Source organism: uncultured Algoriphagus sp. (genome assembly GCF_963974365.1).
Lineage (GTDB): Bacteria > Bacteroidota > Bacteroidia > Cytophagales > Cyclobacteriaceae > Algoriphagus.
Genome location: NZ_CAXBBX010000022.1, coordinates 44,044 through 59,859 on the forward strand (window position 1 = coordinate 44,044; position 15,816 = coordinate 59,859).

The following is a 15,816-nucleotide window of genomic DNA, read 5'->3' on the forward strand; positions in this document are numbered from 1 at the left end:
CTTTGATACTTTTGATCGCTAGTTAAAATTTGGAATGAAATTACTTGACGCACTTTTACTTTCACTTTCTCTTGCATTGATGATTGTAGGCATTCATCAGACTGTCACTCAGGGAGTACAGGCTTCCTATGCTATTTTCATGTTTGCTGTAGCCTTGTTATTTTGGTTTCAATATCGCAAAATGCAAAAGCCCGAAGAACCACCCACTCCTAAGAAAAAGACCAAACACCGCAAAAAGCGCTAAGCATGGAAATTAGTTATTATTTGATTTATGTGATTATCACGCTTGCGATGTCTGCCTTTTTTTCAGGAATGGAAATCGCATTTATTTCAGCGAATAAGCTTCAGATAGAACTTCAAAATAAGCAAGGAGATCTCACGGGTAAGATCTTGAGCGTATTTGTACAGCGTCCTGGGCAGTTCATCGGAACTACCCTGATGGGCAACACCATCATGTTGGTGCTCTATGGTATTTTCATGGCTTACTTGATGGAAGATCCGCTGAAAAATTTGTTAGATGGCTATGCTAATGATGCCATTATACTTATGCTACAGACAGTGATCTCTACCATAGTTGTCCTGATCACTGCTGAGTTTTTGCCAAAAAGTCTCTTCATGCTGAATCCAAACAGCATGTTGAATTTCTTTGCTCTGCCTTTTTGGATTATTTATACGCTTTTTTATCCAGTAGTATGGGCTGTGGTAGGCCTTTCGAGGTTTTTTATTACCAAAATTCTCCGCCTGGAATACAGTGAGGATAAGCCAGTATTTACGGTGACGGATCTCAATAGCTTTGTCCAAAATCACATTCATAAAGGAAAGGAAGAAGGGCATGTGGAGATCGATACTAAGATTTTTGATAATGCGGTGGAATTTAAAACCGTTCGCGTGCGAGAATGTATGGTGCCACGTACAGATATAGTCTCTGTGGAAGTGGATGATACAATCGAGGAATTGAAGCAGGTATTTGAGGAAAGTGGACATTCTAAGGTGATCGTCTATCGGGAATCTATCGATGATGTGATTGGCTATTGTCACCAATTGGAGCTTTTCAAAAAGCCAAAAACCATAGAAGAAATTCTTACTCCGATCATTATTGCCCCTGAATCTGCTTTGGCAAATGAGCTACTCATTCAGTTTATTCAAGAGCGAAAAAGTCTCGCTTTGGTAGTAGATGAGTTTGGGGGCACTTCCGGGATAGTTTCTATGGAAGATATTATTGAGGAGATTTTTGGAGAAATCGAAGATGAGTATGACTCAGATGATTTGATCGAGCAGAAAATTTCCGAGCAGGAATTTTTGCTGAGCGCACGTCATGAGATTGATTACCTCAATGATAAATACGACTGGAAATTGCCGATTGGAGACTTTGAGACGCTATCAGGATTGATTTTATCGCTAACCGAGAACCTGCCGAAGAAGGGGGAATCGGTTACTTTTGAAGAGTATACGTTTACAATTGTGACCAAGCAAGAGCATAGAATTGAGACGGTTCGCTTGAAAATCAATACCTCAGGAATTTTCTAGTTAAGCGTTTGATTCAGAATATATTTTGAATTTCGTTAGTAATGCTCTTATTTTGCGACTCTCTAAAAAAGCGTAGTAACAATAATGGCGTTAATTAAACAAATTAGACAACGAACTGGTCTGATGATCGGCGTAATTGCCGGCGGATTGATTTTATTCCTCTTAGGAGGAGATTTATTAAGCCCAAATTCCTCCCTTCTAGGCGCAAGCCAGAACATCGTAGGTGAGATTGCTGGTGAAGATATTACTTACGAAGAGTATATCAAACGTGTGGAAGAATTCAAACTTGCCAATCAGCAGAGAACCGGAAGAGTTCCTTCTGAAGTAGAAATGTACTCTATCAGAGAGCAAGCTTGGCAGGCAATGATTGTGGAGCGTGTATTCCGTGAGGAGTATGAGAAGTTAGGATTGACTATTTCTGATGCTGAGCTGGTTGATATGGTTCAAGGCAAAAATATTGTTCCTGAATTGCGTCAGCAGTTGGTGAACCCACAGACTGGTCAGTTTGACAAGAGTCAGTTGGTAGCATTTCTTCAGTCCTTAGAAACAGCAGATCCTGCGCAGCAGGCATATTGGAATCAACAAGAGCAACTTTTTGCAGACTCTAGATTGAGAATCAAATATGATAATATGCTGGCTACTTCTGAATTTGCTACGCAAGCTGAGGCCAAAGAGGAATACAAAGCAGCAAATACTATCGCTGATGCTTCTATTCTTTTTGTCCCTTTCTATGCTGTAGCTGATGATGAGGTAACTTTCTCAGACAGCGATCTTCAAACGTATCTGACAAAAAACATAAGCAAATTCAAATCTGGTAACTCTGCTAGCATTGAGTACGTGACTTTCAGCATTCAGCCAAGCGGAATAGATTCAGCAGAAGTTATTTCTCAGATCCAAGCTTTGACTGAGGAATTGAAAACTGCGGAGAACGATTCGCTTTTTGCATTGAGAAATTCAGATGGACAAGCTCCTTTCGTGACAGTAAGACCTGGCGATGTGCTTCCTGCTAATTTGACCAATAACGTAACAGACATCGAAGCTGGCCAAACGTATGGACCTTTCATTACGGCTAACTCTACTTACGTATCCTATAAGATCTCTGATCAATTCGAAGGAACGCCAAGATTAAGAGCTTCACATATTCTATTCAGTACAGAAGGAATGGATGATGCAGCCAAAGCTGCTGTAAAGGCTCAGGCTGAAACAGTGCTAGCTGAAGTCAAAGCTGACGGAAACTTCGAAGTTGCAGCTAGGCAATATGGTCAGGATGGTACAGCTCAGACAGGTGGAGATTTAGGATGGTTTGCCAAAGCTGATTTCGTTACTGAATTCGCAGATGCTGCCTACGCTGCAAAAGCTCCAGGTATCCTAGCTAATTTGGTGGAAACAGAATATGGTTACCACATCATCAAGGTGACTGAAATGCCTAAGACTACTTATACTAAAGTGGCTACTGTAGAATTGGAATTAGTAGCTAGCGATGCTACTAGAAACGAAGCTTTCAGAAATGCTGATTCTTTTGCAGCGAATGCTGGAAACAGAAACGAGTTTACTGAGAATGCTACAACTGATAATTATAGAATTCTACAAGCAAACAATATAGATGCTGGTGCTAGAAACATCAATAACTTGCAAAATGCAAGAGAAGTGATTCGTTGGGCATTTGCAGACGAGACTTCTACCGGTGAAGTATCCCCAGTTTATGAATTAGACAATGCTTATGTCGTAGCGTCCTTAGTAAGCAAGAGAGACGAAGGCGATGTGGAATTGGCAGATGTAAGAGCACAAGTGGAAGCTCAGGTGAAAAATGAGAAGAAAGCTGAGATTATCAAATCTAAACTAGCTGGTAAGGCTTCTTTGGAAGATATGAAAGCAGTTTATCCAGACGCTGCATCTGTTAATGAAATTCCTGATTTGAAGCTTAGTGCTAATGTAATTCCAGGTGTTGGATTCGCACCACGCGCTATCGGAGCTTTATTCGGACTGAATCAAGGCGAGCTTACGCAGCCTATCCGCGAGGATGTTGGAGTGATCGTAGGTAAATTGAATGCGTTGACACCAGCTGCTGAAATTGGAGACTATTCTGGCTACCAAGGTCAATTGACTCAAAATGCTTCCCAAAGAACTACCTATTCGGTAATGATGGCCTTGCAAGACCTAGCGGGCGTCAAGGATTATCGATATAAATTCTTTTAATAGAAAGAATCTTCATTCGGAACCCATGCCTCACAGCATGGGTTCTTTGTTTATATTCGAATCGTAATCTGGCAACACATCCTAACATGGAAAAAAAGGAATTCGACAAAGAAAACTTTAAGGAAAAATTAGAAGCTAGTGGAGAATTTCCTCAGCTTTATATGTTTAAATTTATAGTTCCTAATGGAAAGGAAAACGAGATAGCTGCTTTATTTCCGAAACATGAACTTACCACCAAGGTGAGTTCAGGAGGAAAATACGTTAGCACCACCGCTCAAGCTATGATGCAAAATGCGGATCAGATCATCAATATCTATGAGAAGGCTGCCCAAATAGAAGGATTAATCTCACTTTAAACTCATGACTTATGTGGAAAGAAGAAGATAACAAGCTTAAAAAAACATTCAAATTCAAAGATTTCCAGGAAGCTTTTGGCTTTATGACCCGCGTGGCATTTTTGGCTGAGGCTTCGCAGCACCATCCAAACTGGAGCAATGTTTACAATACAGTAGAAATCGAACTGACTACGCACGATTCAGGAAATAAAGTGACCAAGAAGGATCATGACCTGGCAAAAGCCATTGATGGGCTAAATGCATGAGTGAAAATTCCCCAAACCTATATTTAGTACCTACGCCAATTGGTAACCTGAAAGATATCACCCTTCGGGCAATTGAGGTATTGAAAACGGCCGATGTGATCCTGGCAGAAGATACACGTACCAGCGGCCAATTGCTAAAGCATCTGGAAATCTCACGTCCACTTCAGAGTTACCATATTTTCAACGAACACAAGACCGTCGAGAAGCTCGTAGAACGCATGAATCGCGGTGAGGTCTTCGCTTTGATCAGTGATGCCGGAACTCCTGCTATTTCGGATCCAGGATTTCTTTTAGTCAGAGAAGTACTCGCTGCAGGGTTGGATGTGCAGTGCCTTCCTGGTGCTACAGCATTCGTACCAGCTTTGGTAAATAGTGGATTGCCAAATGACCGTTTTGTATTCGAGGGTTTTTTACCTCACAAAAAAGGGAGAAAAACCAGAATTGATGGACTAATTGAAGAAGTGAGAACCATCATCTTTTATGAGTCCCCCCATCGCCTCCTTAAAACGCTAGGGCAGCTTGCTAAGGCTTTTGGAGCCGAGAGGCAGGCTTGCGTATCCCGTGAGCTCACTAAGCTGCACGAGGAGAATGTTAGAGGCACCTTAGCCGAGTTAATTGAATATTACGAGACCAACACCTTAAAAGGCGAAATCGTCCTTACAGTGGCAGGTAAGAATCCCAAATCCTGATTTAGAAAATCAACTTTTATGATCTCAATAGAAAAACTCACCCTACTTCTTGAGAAAACCCAAGAAGTAGCCAAAGAAGCCGGCGCTTTTATCCGTAGGGAAAGACGCCATTTCAATCCAGAACGCGTGGAGCACAAAGGTGTCAATGACCTTGTTTCCTATGTAGACAAGGAAGCAGAAAAAATCATTGTGAATAAGCTTTCTCAAATTTTTCCTGAGGCAGGTTTTATAACTGAGGAAGGAACCAATACCACGCAAGCAGAGGAGTTTAACTGGGTGATAGATCCGCTTGACGGCACCACTAATTTCATTCACGGCGTCCCTATTTATTCGGTAAGTATTGCATTGATGGAGCGGAACGAGGTGGTTTTAGGAGTAGTCTATGAAGTTAATCTTCACGAGTGCTTCTATGCTATGAAGGGTGGGGGAGCATTCTGCAATGATACCCGGATTAAAGTAAGCGGAGCAAAGACGCTTTCCGAATCGCTGATAGCTACTGGATTTCCCTACAGTAATTTCGATTTGATCGATAAATACCTTGCGGCATTGAAATCAATCATGAAGTCTTCACATGGTGCTCGTAGATTTGGAAGTGCGGCGGTAGATCTTTGTTATGTCGCTGCTGGGCGTGTGGAAGGATTTTTTGAGTATAATCTGAATTCCTATGATGTCGCTGCGGGGACTTTGATCGTGGAAGAAGCAGGTGGAAAAGTAACTGATTTCTCCGGAGGAAGGAATTTTGTGTTTGGCAGAGAGATTTTGTCTACGAATGAAAAAATCCATGAGGAGATTTTAGCCAATTTGAAGACTGCTTGGAGCTAATCAGCTAAGGAAATAATACCAAACCATAATTGTAACCAGAGAGATTGGGATTCCCAATCCAGCTAGAAGTGTGGCCAATTTTGGCCTGAGGTCATATTGTATCGCCACGATAGATCCTGTGATCATAGGAGCCATGCCACTTTCCAATACCGTGACTTTCAGTTCAAGGCTGTTTTCTGAAAGAATATTTCGGTATACCAGCCAAACAATTAAAGGAGCCAGCAAAAGCCTGTAGCCCATTCCAAACCAATAATATTTGGAACTCAGAGAATCAAAGTCTAGGGAGAACTTGAGTCCGATAGCAAAAATAGCCATTGGAGCCATTGTTTTGCCTATGAAGGAAACGATGGGTATGAGGAATTCTGGAGTCTTCCAGCCTAGTATGCTCATCGCTATGGTGAGTAAAAGGAAACCGAATGGTGGGAATTTGATGATTTTCAGCGGGATTTCGCTTAGATTACCTTCTTTGTGGGAATAAATCGAGCCTACTAATATCGACAAGGAAGAAACCAGCAAAAAGGATCCGCCCTGATCTATAAGGAGTGCAATTGGTAAGGCTTCTTTCCCATACAGTCCCTCCACTACAGGAAACCCTAAGAAGGAGGTGTTGGCTAAGCCAGCCACTATCACTAGACAACCCGTTAATTGGTTATCCCATTTTAAGAGTTTTCCCAGTGTCCCAAATATCAGCCAAGAAAGTAAGAATGTGAACCAGGCTGAGGAGATAGGAATGAGTAGGTTCCAGCCGGGATTTATTTGCGGAATATATAAAAGTGCAAGAGCGGGGAGGACAATGTTGAGAAGATAAGCATTGACCCATTTCGTGATTTTTTCTTGAGGAAGGCTAGGTTGTTTCTGAAGGAAAAGACCTAGAAGAAGACATAAAAATGCAATAATAGCTCCTGTCATGCTGTTTTTCGATGGATGGTATTTTTTGTTAACATAAAATTAATTTGCTAAAATTGTACTTTGCTGATTATCAGCATACTTTTGATGCAAATAACCGAGAGTCTATGACTAAACTTATACCGATTTTTATCAATGGAGGAAAATGGATTCAACTTTCGCAGCTCTCAAAGGAGCAATCATTGAAGTTGAAATCATGGCTTCCAGTTAGCTGCCTGAAGAAAATCATGTTTCAAGGAAGCGAATTTACTGAATGTCTGGATTTTGAAACCTACGAATATTGGTTTCGCACACAACAAGTCTCAGAACAAAAGCAAGCCTTGTTGGATTTTTAATCCAATCCGTAATTTTTTCTTTTTTCCTCAAAATACTTTCTCAATTCTGGGTAGAAGTCACTTTCGACTTCGGGAATTCCGTCTAAGATCAATTCCATATTTCCCTCCATCCCATCTGTATTCACCTGCATCCCTTCGACTAGATAGACCATGTCTTCCATGGACAAAGGTTCAAAACTTGATGATGGATAAAGCATGTAGTCATTTCCATAGAAATCAACTGCCTCAAACTGAATCTTCAGCTCCAGAAAGTGTGCATAAATGCTAATTTGTTCTCCCCATTGGCTCTCAGGGTAGTTCAATTTCACCAATAAAACAGAGGTAGTTTCTTCAGTAAAGTAGCTTTCAGGCTGAAATTTGAAATCAATCATCAGCCAAAAATAGCAATTCCTTAGAATTGAGAATCCCAATCCCATTTTCGGATTGGATAATCGGGACTTTCGGACTATTTTTGGGCACATTTGCAGGTAGGCCTTTTTGGCTACCTTTCCATTAAAATTTGCTTTCAAACCCCTGATTATGAAAAGAGATTCGCTTGTTTTCGACCTAATCAACGAAGAAGAGGACAGACAAAAGAGAGGCATCGAACTGATTGCTTCCGAAAACTTCACCAGCAAACAAGTGATGGAAGCTGCGGGAAGTGTGCTGACAAACAAATATGCTGAAGGTCTTCCGGGCAAGCGCTATTATGGCGGTTGCGAAGTTGTAGATAAAATCGAGCAATTGGCGATAGACCGCGCAAAGGAGCTTTTCGGAGCTACTTGGGTCAATGTACAACCGCATTCAGGTGCGCAGGCAAATGCCGCTGTTTTATTGGCATGTTTGAATGCAGGGGATCCAATATTAGGCTTTGACCTATCGCATGGAGGTCACCTGACTCATGGTTCTCCGGTGAATTTTTCTGGTAAATTATATGAGCCACACTTCTATGGAGTAGAAGAGGAGACAGGTAGAATCGACTACGAAAAGCTTCATGAGAAAGCTTTGGAAGTTTCTCCAAAGGTGATCATCTGTGGTGCTTCAGCTTATTCCAGAGATTGGGATTATGCACGACTGAGAGAAACTGCGGACGAAGTTGGAGCAATTCTTTTGGCTGATATCTCCCATCCATCGGGATTAATCGCAAAAGGACTTTTAAATGACCCGTTGGATCATTGTCATATCGTGACCACGACTACTCACAAGACTCTTAGAGGTCCAAGAGGTGGTATGATTATGATGCGTGAGGATTTCGACAATCCTTGGGGATTGACCACTCCAAAAGGAGAGATCAAAAAGATGTCTTCTTTGCTGGATATGGGCGTGTTCCCAGGAACTCAAGGAGGTCCATTGGAGCATATTATCGCGGCAAAAGCAATTGCTTTCGAAGAATGTCTTTCTGACGAATACATGCATTATGTACTTCAGGTGAAAAAGAACGCATCCGTAATGGCTGATCAGTTCGTAAGTCTTGGATATCAAATTATCTCTGGCGGAACAGACAATCACATGATGCTTATCGATCTTAGAAATAAAGAGCTTACCGGTAAAATCGCTGAGCAAACACTTGGCAAAGTGGATATCACCATCAATAAAAATATGGTTCCATTTGATACCAAATCTCCGTTTGTTACCTCAGGAATGAGAATTGGAACAGCAGCGATTACCACAAGAGGCTTGAAAGAAGATGACATGGTGAAGATTGTGAACTTGATCGACAGAGCATTGATAAATCATGAGAATGAAGCCGAATTGGCAAACATCCGTAGCGAAGTGAATGCTTGGATGAATCAGTTTCCATTATACTAGAATTATAGACCACCCGTGGCGTTAGATCAATACCAAGAAGAAGAGGAAGAAGAAGGAATGTCCTTTTTGGACCATTTAGAAGCGTTGCGCTGGCATCTGCTTCGCTCTGTAGCAGCGATTCTAATTTTGTCTGTAGCAGCCTTTCTGGCCAAAAGCTTTGTTTTCGGAGTTGTAATCCTTGGTCCTTCCAAGGTAGACTTTGTCACCTACAGATGGCTGTGTGAACTCAGTGATTACGTTGGATTGCCTGCACTCTGCATAGACGAATTGCCGTTTACGATCCAGAGTAGGCAGATGACTGGGCAGTTTACCATGCACATGACTTCGAGTTTTGTGGTGGGTTTCATTGCTTCTTTTCCATTTGTATTCTGGGAAGTATGGAGATTTATCAGTCCGGGATTGTATGATCAGGAGAAAAATGCCGCAAGAGGCGCTGTCTTCTTTGTGAGTTTATTGTTCTTCATGGGAGCAGGATTCGGTTATTTTATCCTTTCGCCGCTTTCGATCAATTTCCTTTCAAACTATCAGTTGGATCCTTCCATTCTGAATGAATTTGATATCACTTCCTATATCTCCACATTGACTATGTTGGTATTGGCTTCGGCCATCATGTTCCAACTTCCAGTGGTGGTATATTTCTTGGCCATGTCTGGCTTGGTGACTTCAGGGATGCTGAGATCTTATAGAAGGCATGCGATCGTCGTGATTTTGGTATTGTCAGCGATTATTACACCGCCTGATGTGATTAGCCAGATTCTGATTGCCATGCCGATACTAGTTTTATATGAAGCTGGTATCCAGATCGCGAAAAGACTGGAAAGAAAAAGAGCTGCGAAAAAAGCGAAGGAAGATATAGATGATGCTCTTTAAATCCAGACGTTAGACATAAGTATTAAGTAGCTAGACTTAAGTATTAAGATGCAAGATTTTAGAATCTAGAGTCAAGATATCGGGATCGAATCCTTAGGATAAAAGAGTTATAGATTAGAATATAGAATTTAAAGATAAGATGGAAGGCCTTTCTAATGTCTTCTGTCTCACGTCTTATATCTAAAATTAATTATGGCAAAGAAAATAGCAATAGGAGGAGATCACGCAGGCTTTGAATACAAAGCGAAAATGGTCAGTAAACTGGAATCACTTGGCTATGAAGTAAAGGATTTTGGTCCTTTCACTGATGCTTCAGTGGATTACCCAGACTATGTGCACCCTTTGAGTTCTGCGATTGAAGCAGGTGAGTTTGATTTGGGTATTGTGATCTGTGGATCTGGAAATGGCGTAGCGATTACAGCCAACAAGCACCAAGGTATTCGTGCTGCACTTTGCTGGAATGAGGAATTGGCTGCACTTTCCCGTCAGCATAACAATGCGAATGTGATCGCCCTTCCTGCCCGATTTATTTCTTATGAATTGGCTGAAAAGCTAGCTGAGACGTTCCTTACAACAGACTTCGAAGGTGGAAGACATCAGAATCGAGTGAGTAAGATAGCGTGTAGTTAAAAAATGTAAGGTGCCGGATGTCCGGTGTTAGATGTTAAAGCCCAAACTTGAAAATTCAGGTTTGGGCTTTTTTTTTTTAGGTTTAGGGGAAGCTTTTACAAGTTTACCGTTCCGTTTGCAACTTGGCTAGCCAGGATCAAGGCATTGTATAAGTTGGCGATTTTGCCAGATTTAGAGATTTCTGAGAAGTTCTTTTCTGCCCCTTCTGGCCCACCCACTTGAACTTTTAGATTGGGTGAAATGCCTGAGTCTAATATCACTTTCTTGACCTGTGCTGCCGTAAGGCTAGGGAAATAGGATCTAATCATCGCAGCCAAACCTGTCACAGCCGGAGCTGCCATGGAGGTTCCGTCTTGGAATTCATAGCTATCATCAGGCATTGTGGAGTAAATCTGACCCCCAGGAGCGAAGATGTCCACATACTCTTTTCCATAGTTAGAAAAGACCGCAACCAGATCCGCCCCATAAACTGGCGTCAATGCACCCACCGTCAGGTAGTTGTCTTCTATTTCTTGGGATTTAGTGGCAGGGTGATCATTTGGGAAATTGGGATTCTCCGGAGAGTCCAAGTCAATCCCATCATTTCCTGCCGCATGTACGAAAAGCACATCCTTGGAAGCTGCATATTTCAAAGCATCATACACCCATTCTGAGTTGGGAGAAAAGCCCTTCCCAAAACTTGCATTGATCACTTTGGCTCCATTATCTGCGGCATATCGAATGGCCTGGGCAATATCTTTGTCGTATTCGTCACCGTTTGGAACCGCCCGAACCGACATGATCTGCACATTTTTGGCGACGCCATCCACTCCCTTTTTATTATTTCTGGTAGCAGCAATAATTCCTGCCACATGAGAACCATGACTTTCTTGAGGATCTATGGCTGCTGGATTTCCGTTACCATAGCGATTATCATTAAAGTCATATGGGTTGTCTCCAACTGGCGCACGGCCATCGAAATCCACATTCAAATTGTATTTGAGTTGCTCGCTATAATATTTGACTCCTTCCTGTAGATCTGCTATTGCTTCAGGTACAGCCTGTCCCATGCTGTAAACCTGCATGAGAATGCCTGCTGTACGTTGCTCCTGCTCATTTTTAGGTTGGTAATTTTGCAAATCCGTAAGCGTGTAAACTTTCTTTCCCAAAGCTTCTTGCATGGATTGATCTGCTTTGCTGATTAGCTGCTCGATTTGCTTGAGTTGAGGAAGGGCAGATTCTGCTTCATTCAGCTTCTCATCTACTAGTGACTTGGCTTCTTGCTGGTAGGCAGCATCTCCGATTTTCAATCGTAAAATTCTAGCCATTTCCATTTGCTCGTTATAAGATTCACCCAAGAAATTATACCCATGAATGTCATCTATATAGCCATTGCTATCATTGTCGATGCCGTCACCTGGCGTTTCATTTGGGTTTGTCCAAAGGACATCCTTGATGTCTTCATGGTCCAGATCGATGCCCGAATCTATCACCGCAACGATGACTACTTCGCCTTTTTTCTTTTTCAGAAGCTCTGAATAGGCACGGTCTACGCTCATTCCTGGGATGGTGTCCTTTTGTAAATCTAGATGCCCCCAGTGTTTAGCTTCTTTATCTGTCAATTCAGCTACTTTGGGACTGTTGCTTGGATAACTGATTGGAGGGGCGGTGATTAATGTAGAGGTACTACATCCCGTGACCAGCAGGCCAATTCCTAGCCCTGCTAACAGTTTGAAATTGGATTTATTCATAGGTAAATGTAACGCCAGCCTTTAAAAAATAGGGGAATATTGGCTGTTAAAAAAGGTGAAGTAGGGGGTGTTTTACTTGAATGGACGATTTGCAAGTTCAATTGGATACTTCTTCCCTCTGCCCCATACTACAAAGGCCGCACAAATAAAAATGAAGACATTAAATCCGATCTGGTCTCCTTCTCCTCTCAACACATGAAATAGGATGGCAGAAAGCATCAATACCATGCTGCCAAATGCCGCATAAACAGTAAGCTTCGGAAGAATACGAAGCAAAGATGGTAAGGTCAAACCCAACCCAGCGAGCATATCCACAACTCCTGATATCCATACCAATTCAGTGTTTTCCTGGATCCAAAGCCAAGGCAAATCTTCCGGGAGAAATAACTTCATGAAGCCTGCATATAGAAATGTGAGGGAAAGTAAAATCTGCACGACCCAAACGGAAATGTTCAGTGCTTTGGATCTTTTTTGGATAGCCATAATCTGTAAATCGGTTTGTTTTCTTGGCACAAGATTAAATAAATTCGCTTTCCAAATACTATTACTATCCTCGCGGATAGCGCTATCTCTTGGGATAGTATCGCATAAAAATGAAGCTATGATATCACAAGGAGGTTGTCCTAAAACCATGCTTTCCATCAAAGACGCCTTGGAGGCAGTAGAAGGAAAATGGAAACTATTGATCTTATTTTCCTTGGCTGGAGGGCCAAAGCGCTTTAAGGAAATCAGTAGGGAAGTGGGTGGAATCACGGATAAAACCCTGTCCAAGGAATTGAAAAGTCTAGAAATTAATCAGCTAGTGAAAAGGGAAGTTTTTGATTCCTTTCCTCCAAAAGTTCAGTATTCCATCACTCCGCACGGGCTTTCCCTTGAAAAAGTACTGGACGAGCTACATTTTTGGGGTTTGCTGCATAGAAATAAGATTATGGCAGATAAATGAGAGCTTTATTTGAATTACAAATTCATAAAATGATTATCCGCAACGATGTCAGTCACCTTAGATTCTTACTCTTTCACGGTGAACGAAGAATATACTTTTTTGAGCAAAGCACTTGCATCGTTTTCAATATCCCATTGATTGTAATTACCGGCTGTCGTAATTAGCAGCATTTTATGTTGAAGGTCGAAAAAAATGCGCTGGTCTCCATTCCCAACTGCCACGGGCACATGCAAAGTCTTTCCGTCGATTAGGTAATCAAAAATCCAAAACTGATACCCGTAACCTTGTCCATCTGGACGCATAATATGTGCCTCAAAAGACTCTTTCACCCATTCTTTAGGGATTATTTGTTGGCCATCCCAGATTCCATCCTGCAGATAAAGCATCCCGAATTTTAGCATAGCACTGGGTGTTAAACGTAATCCAGATGCAGCAGCAGGGGAATTAGTCGCAGGTGAAATGGTCCATTCAGAGTTTGGAATTCCAATCGGCTGAAATAGAAATTCCTTAGCAAATTCATGCACATTTTTGCCTGAAGCACGATGGATGATTTCTGCGAGAAGCTCCGTAGTTCCCCCATTGTATTTCCAAACCGTCCCAGGCTTAGCCACAATCTCTCTACTTAAGACAAATCCAATTGCATCTCCACTATTGATCATTTGAATTTCACTGCTTTCCGGATTGTCGTAAGGTATCTCCTCATTCCATCTCAAACCAGAAGTCATGGTCAACAGATGCTTGATTGTCAACTCCTCTCTGCCTTCAGAATTAAACTGTTGATAATCTTCAAAGAAATCAAAGATTGGCTGGTCCACAGATTTGATTTTTCCCTGCGCAATTGCAATTCCGATACAGGCAGAAACCACGCTTTTGGAAACGCTTCGCAAATCATGCAACAGGCTGTCATTGTAGGTAACAATTCCTAGATCATCACCCCAGTTTTCATCTTTGCCGGTAAAATATTCCTCCACCACCAACTGCTCATCTTTGTAGATAAGCAACGAGTGACGATTTGGGTAAAATCCAGTTTTGATGCTGTCAATGAGTTCGGAGATGATCTCTGGATTTAGGCCTACTTCCTCGGGTTTTGCTAGTGTAAATTCAGCATCAGTGTTGTTTACCTCGGAGTTCGAGGCTTTTTCAGAAGATTGCGTACAAGCCGAAATGGAAAAAATGATTAGTAGAATTGCTCCAAAAACTCTGATGTTTTTCATAACGGGAATGGATTAAATACAACTCAATATATCTGAAATCAGGGAATTGATTTGCGATTTACTGTAGGTTATTGGCTCAGGTTTAGAAGATTAATAGGGTTTTTAGAAGTTTGTAATGTGGAAAATAAAAGGTGCAGTTGCAGTCTATACCTAGTCCCAAAATAAATCCTCTACACTCAGTGGGGACCTATGAATTAGGCTTGATGGTTTTGCGGGCAGAGCGAGGATTCGAGTTCTGAGCCTGAACCTTCAGGTAAAAAGGTTGAACATTCAGTATCTAAGTATAAAATTTCAGGTTCTGAGTATGAAGTTTCAGTAGTAAAGGTTGAACATTCGAGTTCTGAGCCTGAACCTTCATGTAAAAAGGTTGAACATTCAGTGTCAACGTATAAAATTTCAGGTTCTGAGTATGAAGTTTCAGTAGTAAAGGCTGAAAATTCGAGTTCTGAGCCTGAATCTTCAGGTAAAAAGGATGAATATTCAGTATCTAAATATAAAATTTTAGAAAATAGAAAGGCGTAGTTAAAAAATACGCCTAGGGGTAGCAAACATTGAACGACTATTTCAAATAATTAAAAAACTAAATTACTGATTGGCTTAAGTTTGATGCCTGAAATTCTTTCTTTAATTAATGCAGACTTTAAATCTTCCGAAATGTAGATGTTAAAGTCAAAGCCTCCTATCATGAATAAGTCATAATCAAGCCTAAACCCACTTTTGAAGTATATGTTCTCACTAACTATTTTTTTTGTATAACCAATTTTGGGTTTTATCTCAACTATGTCTTCATGATTATTGATTATAAGTTTTTCGACATTGTTGAATGCGTCTTTGGAATAGAATTTGGTTTTAGTATAGTCTACCTGATCAGACAAATTGCAAATTGGTAGGAACCAGAAATAATTATTTAACTTAATATTTGCTAAATCTACGGACGCTTGATAAAATGCATGATCAGGTAGTTTGAATTTCTCAAGGATTTCTTTCAATTTCGTACTAAGCAGAAACCCGAAAGGTGAAATCATGTTACTAAGTAAGTCTGTAGTTTTTGCCCTGTCATTTAAACTGAAGTAATTTAAATCAGGCACGAAACCAGGTAGTTGGCCGTAGTTGAGGTTGTGAATGGAATTTGCTCTTGTAAAGTCATATCCTTGCCTCATACCTTTTATCTGAGGAAACACTGGGCCAGTCTCATGGGTATCAGAAGCAGTATCAAAAGAATAGTAGGTCATTTCAGGAGCAATTACATCCCATATGAGAAAGATAAGTTCAAATTCTAAAATTATAAATTCCAGAAAATAGAAAGGTGTAGTTGCAAATTACACCTAGCTTGGGGGCTGAACATTCGAGTTCTGAGCCTGATCCTTCAGGTAAAAAGGTTGAACGTTCATTATTCAAGTATAAAATTCAGAAAAATAGAAAGGTGTAGTTGGAAAATACGCCTAGGGGGACACTGGTTATATTTCAATTAATTGATCTCTTTCCAATCGATACTTGGTTGATTTTTTTGTGGTAGTATCCCATTAAGTGTGTAAGTGTAGAAAAGTTATTCTATAATTTTTCGG

At 41.1% G+C, this 15,816-nt stretch carries 19 protein-coding genes; 12 read left to right on the forward strand and 7 right to left on the reverse strand.

Annotated elements, in window-relative coordinates; translation table 11 throughout:
* The first annotated feature begins 34 nt into the window (after window positions 1–34).
* From AACZ87_RS21670 to AACZ87_RS21700, 7 genes are all read left to right on the forward strand, one after another.
* Window positions 35–244: a hypothetical protein gene (locus AACZ87_RS21670; RefSeq protein ID WP_339870170.1), complete on the forward strand. Its 210-nt coding sequence runs from the start codon at window positions 35–37 to the stop codon at window positions 242–244.
* 2 nt (window positions 245–246) lie between these two features.
* Entirely contained in the window at window positions 247–1,527 is a 1,281-nt protein-coding gene (locus tag AACZ87_RS21675; RefSeq protein WP_339870171.1) for a hemolysin family protein, read from the forward strand.
* A gap of 84 nt (window positions 1,528–1,611) precedes the next feature.
* Window positions 1,612–3,723 carry a SurA N-terminal domain-containing protein gene (locus tag AACZ87_RS21680; protein WP_339870172.1) on the forward strand — a complete coding sequence of 704 codons (2,112 nt, stop codon included), beginning with the start codon at window positions 1,612–1,614 and terminating at the stop codon, window positions 3,721–3,723.
* 86 nt (window positions 3,724–3,809) lie between these two features.
* Window positions 3,810–4,079 (forward strand): DUF493 family protein, encoded by a 270-nt coding sequence (locus tag AACZ87_RS21685; protein ID WP_339870173.1) that lies wholly within the window; start codon window positions 3,810–3,812, stop codon window positions 4,077–4,079.
* An 11-nt stretch (window positions 4,080–4,090) separates the two neighbouring features.
* Entirely contained in the window at window positions 4,091–4,324 is a 234-nt protein-coding gene (locus AACZ87_RS21690; protein WP_283413529.1) for a 4a-hydroxytetrahydrobiopterin dehydratase, read from the forward strand.
* Window positions 4,321–5,013, forward strand: coding sequence for a 16S rRNA (cytidine(1402)-2'-O)-methyltransferase (gene rsmI, locus AACZ87_RS21695; RefSeq protein ID WP_339870174.1), 693 nt, complete (start codon window positions 4,321–4,323; stop codon window positions 5,011–5,013). The genes AACZ87_RS21690 and rsmI overlap by 4 nt, the downstream gene beginning before the upstream one ends.
* Window positions 5,014–5,031: 18 nt before the next feature.
* Window positions 5,032–5,835, forward strand: a complete 804-nt coding sequence (locus tag AACZ87_RS21700) for an inositol monophosphatase family protein (protein ID WP_339870175.1) — start codon at window positions 5,032–5,034, stop codon at window positions 5,833–5,835.
* Here the strand turns inward: AACZ87_RS21700 and AACZ87_RS21705 are convergent, their stop codons facing one another.
* Window positions 5,836–6,744, reverse strand: coding sequence for an AEC family transporter (locus AACZ87_RS21705; RefSeq protein ID WP_339870176.1), 909 nt, complete (start codon window positions 6,742–6,744; stop codon window positions 5,836–5,838). It lies immediately after the preceding gene.
* Between the two features lie 104 nt (window positions 6,745–6,848).
* Here AACZ87_RS21705 and AACZ87_RS21710 point away from each other — a divergent pair, with 104 nt between their 5' ends.
* Window positions 6,849–7,076, forward strand: a complete 228-nt coding sequence (locus tag AACZ87_RS21710; protein WP_339870177.1) for a hypothetical protein — start codon at window positions 6,849–6,851, stop codon at window positions 7,074–7,076.
* Here the strand turns inward: AACZ87_RS21710 and AACZ87_RS21715 are convergent.
* Entirely contained in the window at window positions 7,073–7,447 is a 375-nt protein-coding gene (locus tag AACZ87_RS21715; protein WP_339870178.1) for a UDP-glucuronosyltransferase, read from the reverse strand. The two genes, AACZ87_RS21710 and AACZ87_RS21715, sit on opposite strands and share 4 nt — an antisense overlap.
* Before the next feature lie 148 nt (window positions 7,448–7,595).
* On the opposite strand from AACZ87_RS21715, the gene glyA reads away from it, so the two are divergent.
* The 3 genes from glyA (at window position 7,596) to rpiB (ending at window position 10,364) form a co-directional block, all read left to right on the forward strand.
* Window positions 7,596–8,864 carry a serine hydroxymethyltransferase gene (gene glyA, locus AACZ87_RS21720; protein ID WP_339870180.1) on the forward strand — a complete coding sequence of 423 codons (1,269 nt, stop codon included), beginning with the start codon at window positions 7,596–7,598 and terminating at the stop codon, window positions 8,862–8,864.
* Window positions 8,865–8,879: 15 nt separating this feature from the next.
* Complete coding sequence (tatC, locus tag AACZ87_RS21725; RefSeq protein ID WP_339870181.1) at window positions 8,880–9,734, forward strand: twin-arginine translocase subunit TatC; 855 nt, start codon at window positions 8,880–8,882, stop codon at window positions 9,732–9,734.
* A 192-nt stretch (window positions 9,735–9,926) separates the two neighbouring features.
* Entirely contained in the window at window positions 9,927–10,364 is a 438-nt protein-coding gene (rpiB, locus tag AACZ87_RS21730) for a ribose 5-phosphate isomerase B (protein ID WP_339870183.1), read from the forward strand.
* Window positions 10,365–10,459: 95 nt separating this feature from the next.
* On the opposite strand, the gene AACZ87_RS21735 is transcribed toward rpiB, so the two are convergent.
* Together AACZ87_RS21735 and AACZ87_RS21740 are read right to left on the reverse strand one after the other, a co-directional pair.
* Window positions 10,460–12,094, reverse strand: coding sequence for a S8 family serine peptidase (locus AACZ87_RS21735; protein WP_339870184.1), 1,635 nt, complete (start codon window positions 12,092–12,094; stop codon window positions 10,460–10,462).
* Between the two features lie 72 nt (window positions 12,095–12,166).
* Window positions 12,167–12,577 (reverse strand): DoxX family protein, encoded by a 411-nt coding sequence (locus tag AACZ87_RS21740; protein WP_339870185.1) that lies wholly within the window; start codon window positions 12,575–12,577, stop codon window positions 12,167–12,169.
* Between the two features lie 118 nt (window positions 12,578–12,695).
* Between AACZ87_RS21740 and AACZ87_RS21745 the strand changes: the two genes are divergently transcribed.
* Entirely contained in the window at window positions 12,696–13,037 is a 342-nt protein-coding gene (locus tag AACZ87_RS21745) for a helix-turn-helix domain-containing protein (protein ID WP_339870186.1), read from the forward strand.
* A gap of 65 nt (window positions 13,038–13,102) precedes the next feature.
* Here AACZ87_RS21745 and AACZ87_RS21750 read toward each other — a convergent pair whose 3' ends face one another.
* The 3 genes from AACZ87_RS21750 to AACZ87_RS21760 all read right to left on the reverse strand — a co-directional run bounded on the left by AACZ87_RS21750 (window position 13,103) and on the right by AACZ87_RS21760 (window position 15,483).
* Window positions 13,103–14,251 (reverse strand): serine hydrolase, encoded by a 1,149-nt coding sequence (locus AACZ87_RS21750; RefSeq protein ID WP_339870187.1) that lies wholly within the window; start codon window positions 14,249–14,251, stop codon window positions 13,103–13,105.
* A gap of 194 nt (window positions 14,252–14,445) precedes the next feature.
* Window positions 14,446–14,799, reverse strand: coding sequence for a hypothetical protein (locus tag AACZ87_RS21755; RefSeq protein WP_339870188.1), 354 nt, complete (start codon window positions 14,797–14,799; stop codon window positions 14,446–14,448).
* Window positions 14,800–14,823: 24 nt separating this feature from the next.
* Window positions 14,824–15,483 carry a DUF1629 domain-containing protein gene (locus AACZ87_RS21760; RefSeq protein WP_339870189.1) on the reverse strand — a complete coding sequence of 220 codons (660 nt, stop codon included), beginning with the start codon at window positions 15,481–15,483 and terminating at the stop codon, window positions 14,824–14,826.
* Between the last annotated feature and the right edge of the window lie 333 nt (window positions 15,484–15,816).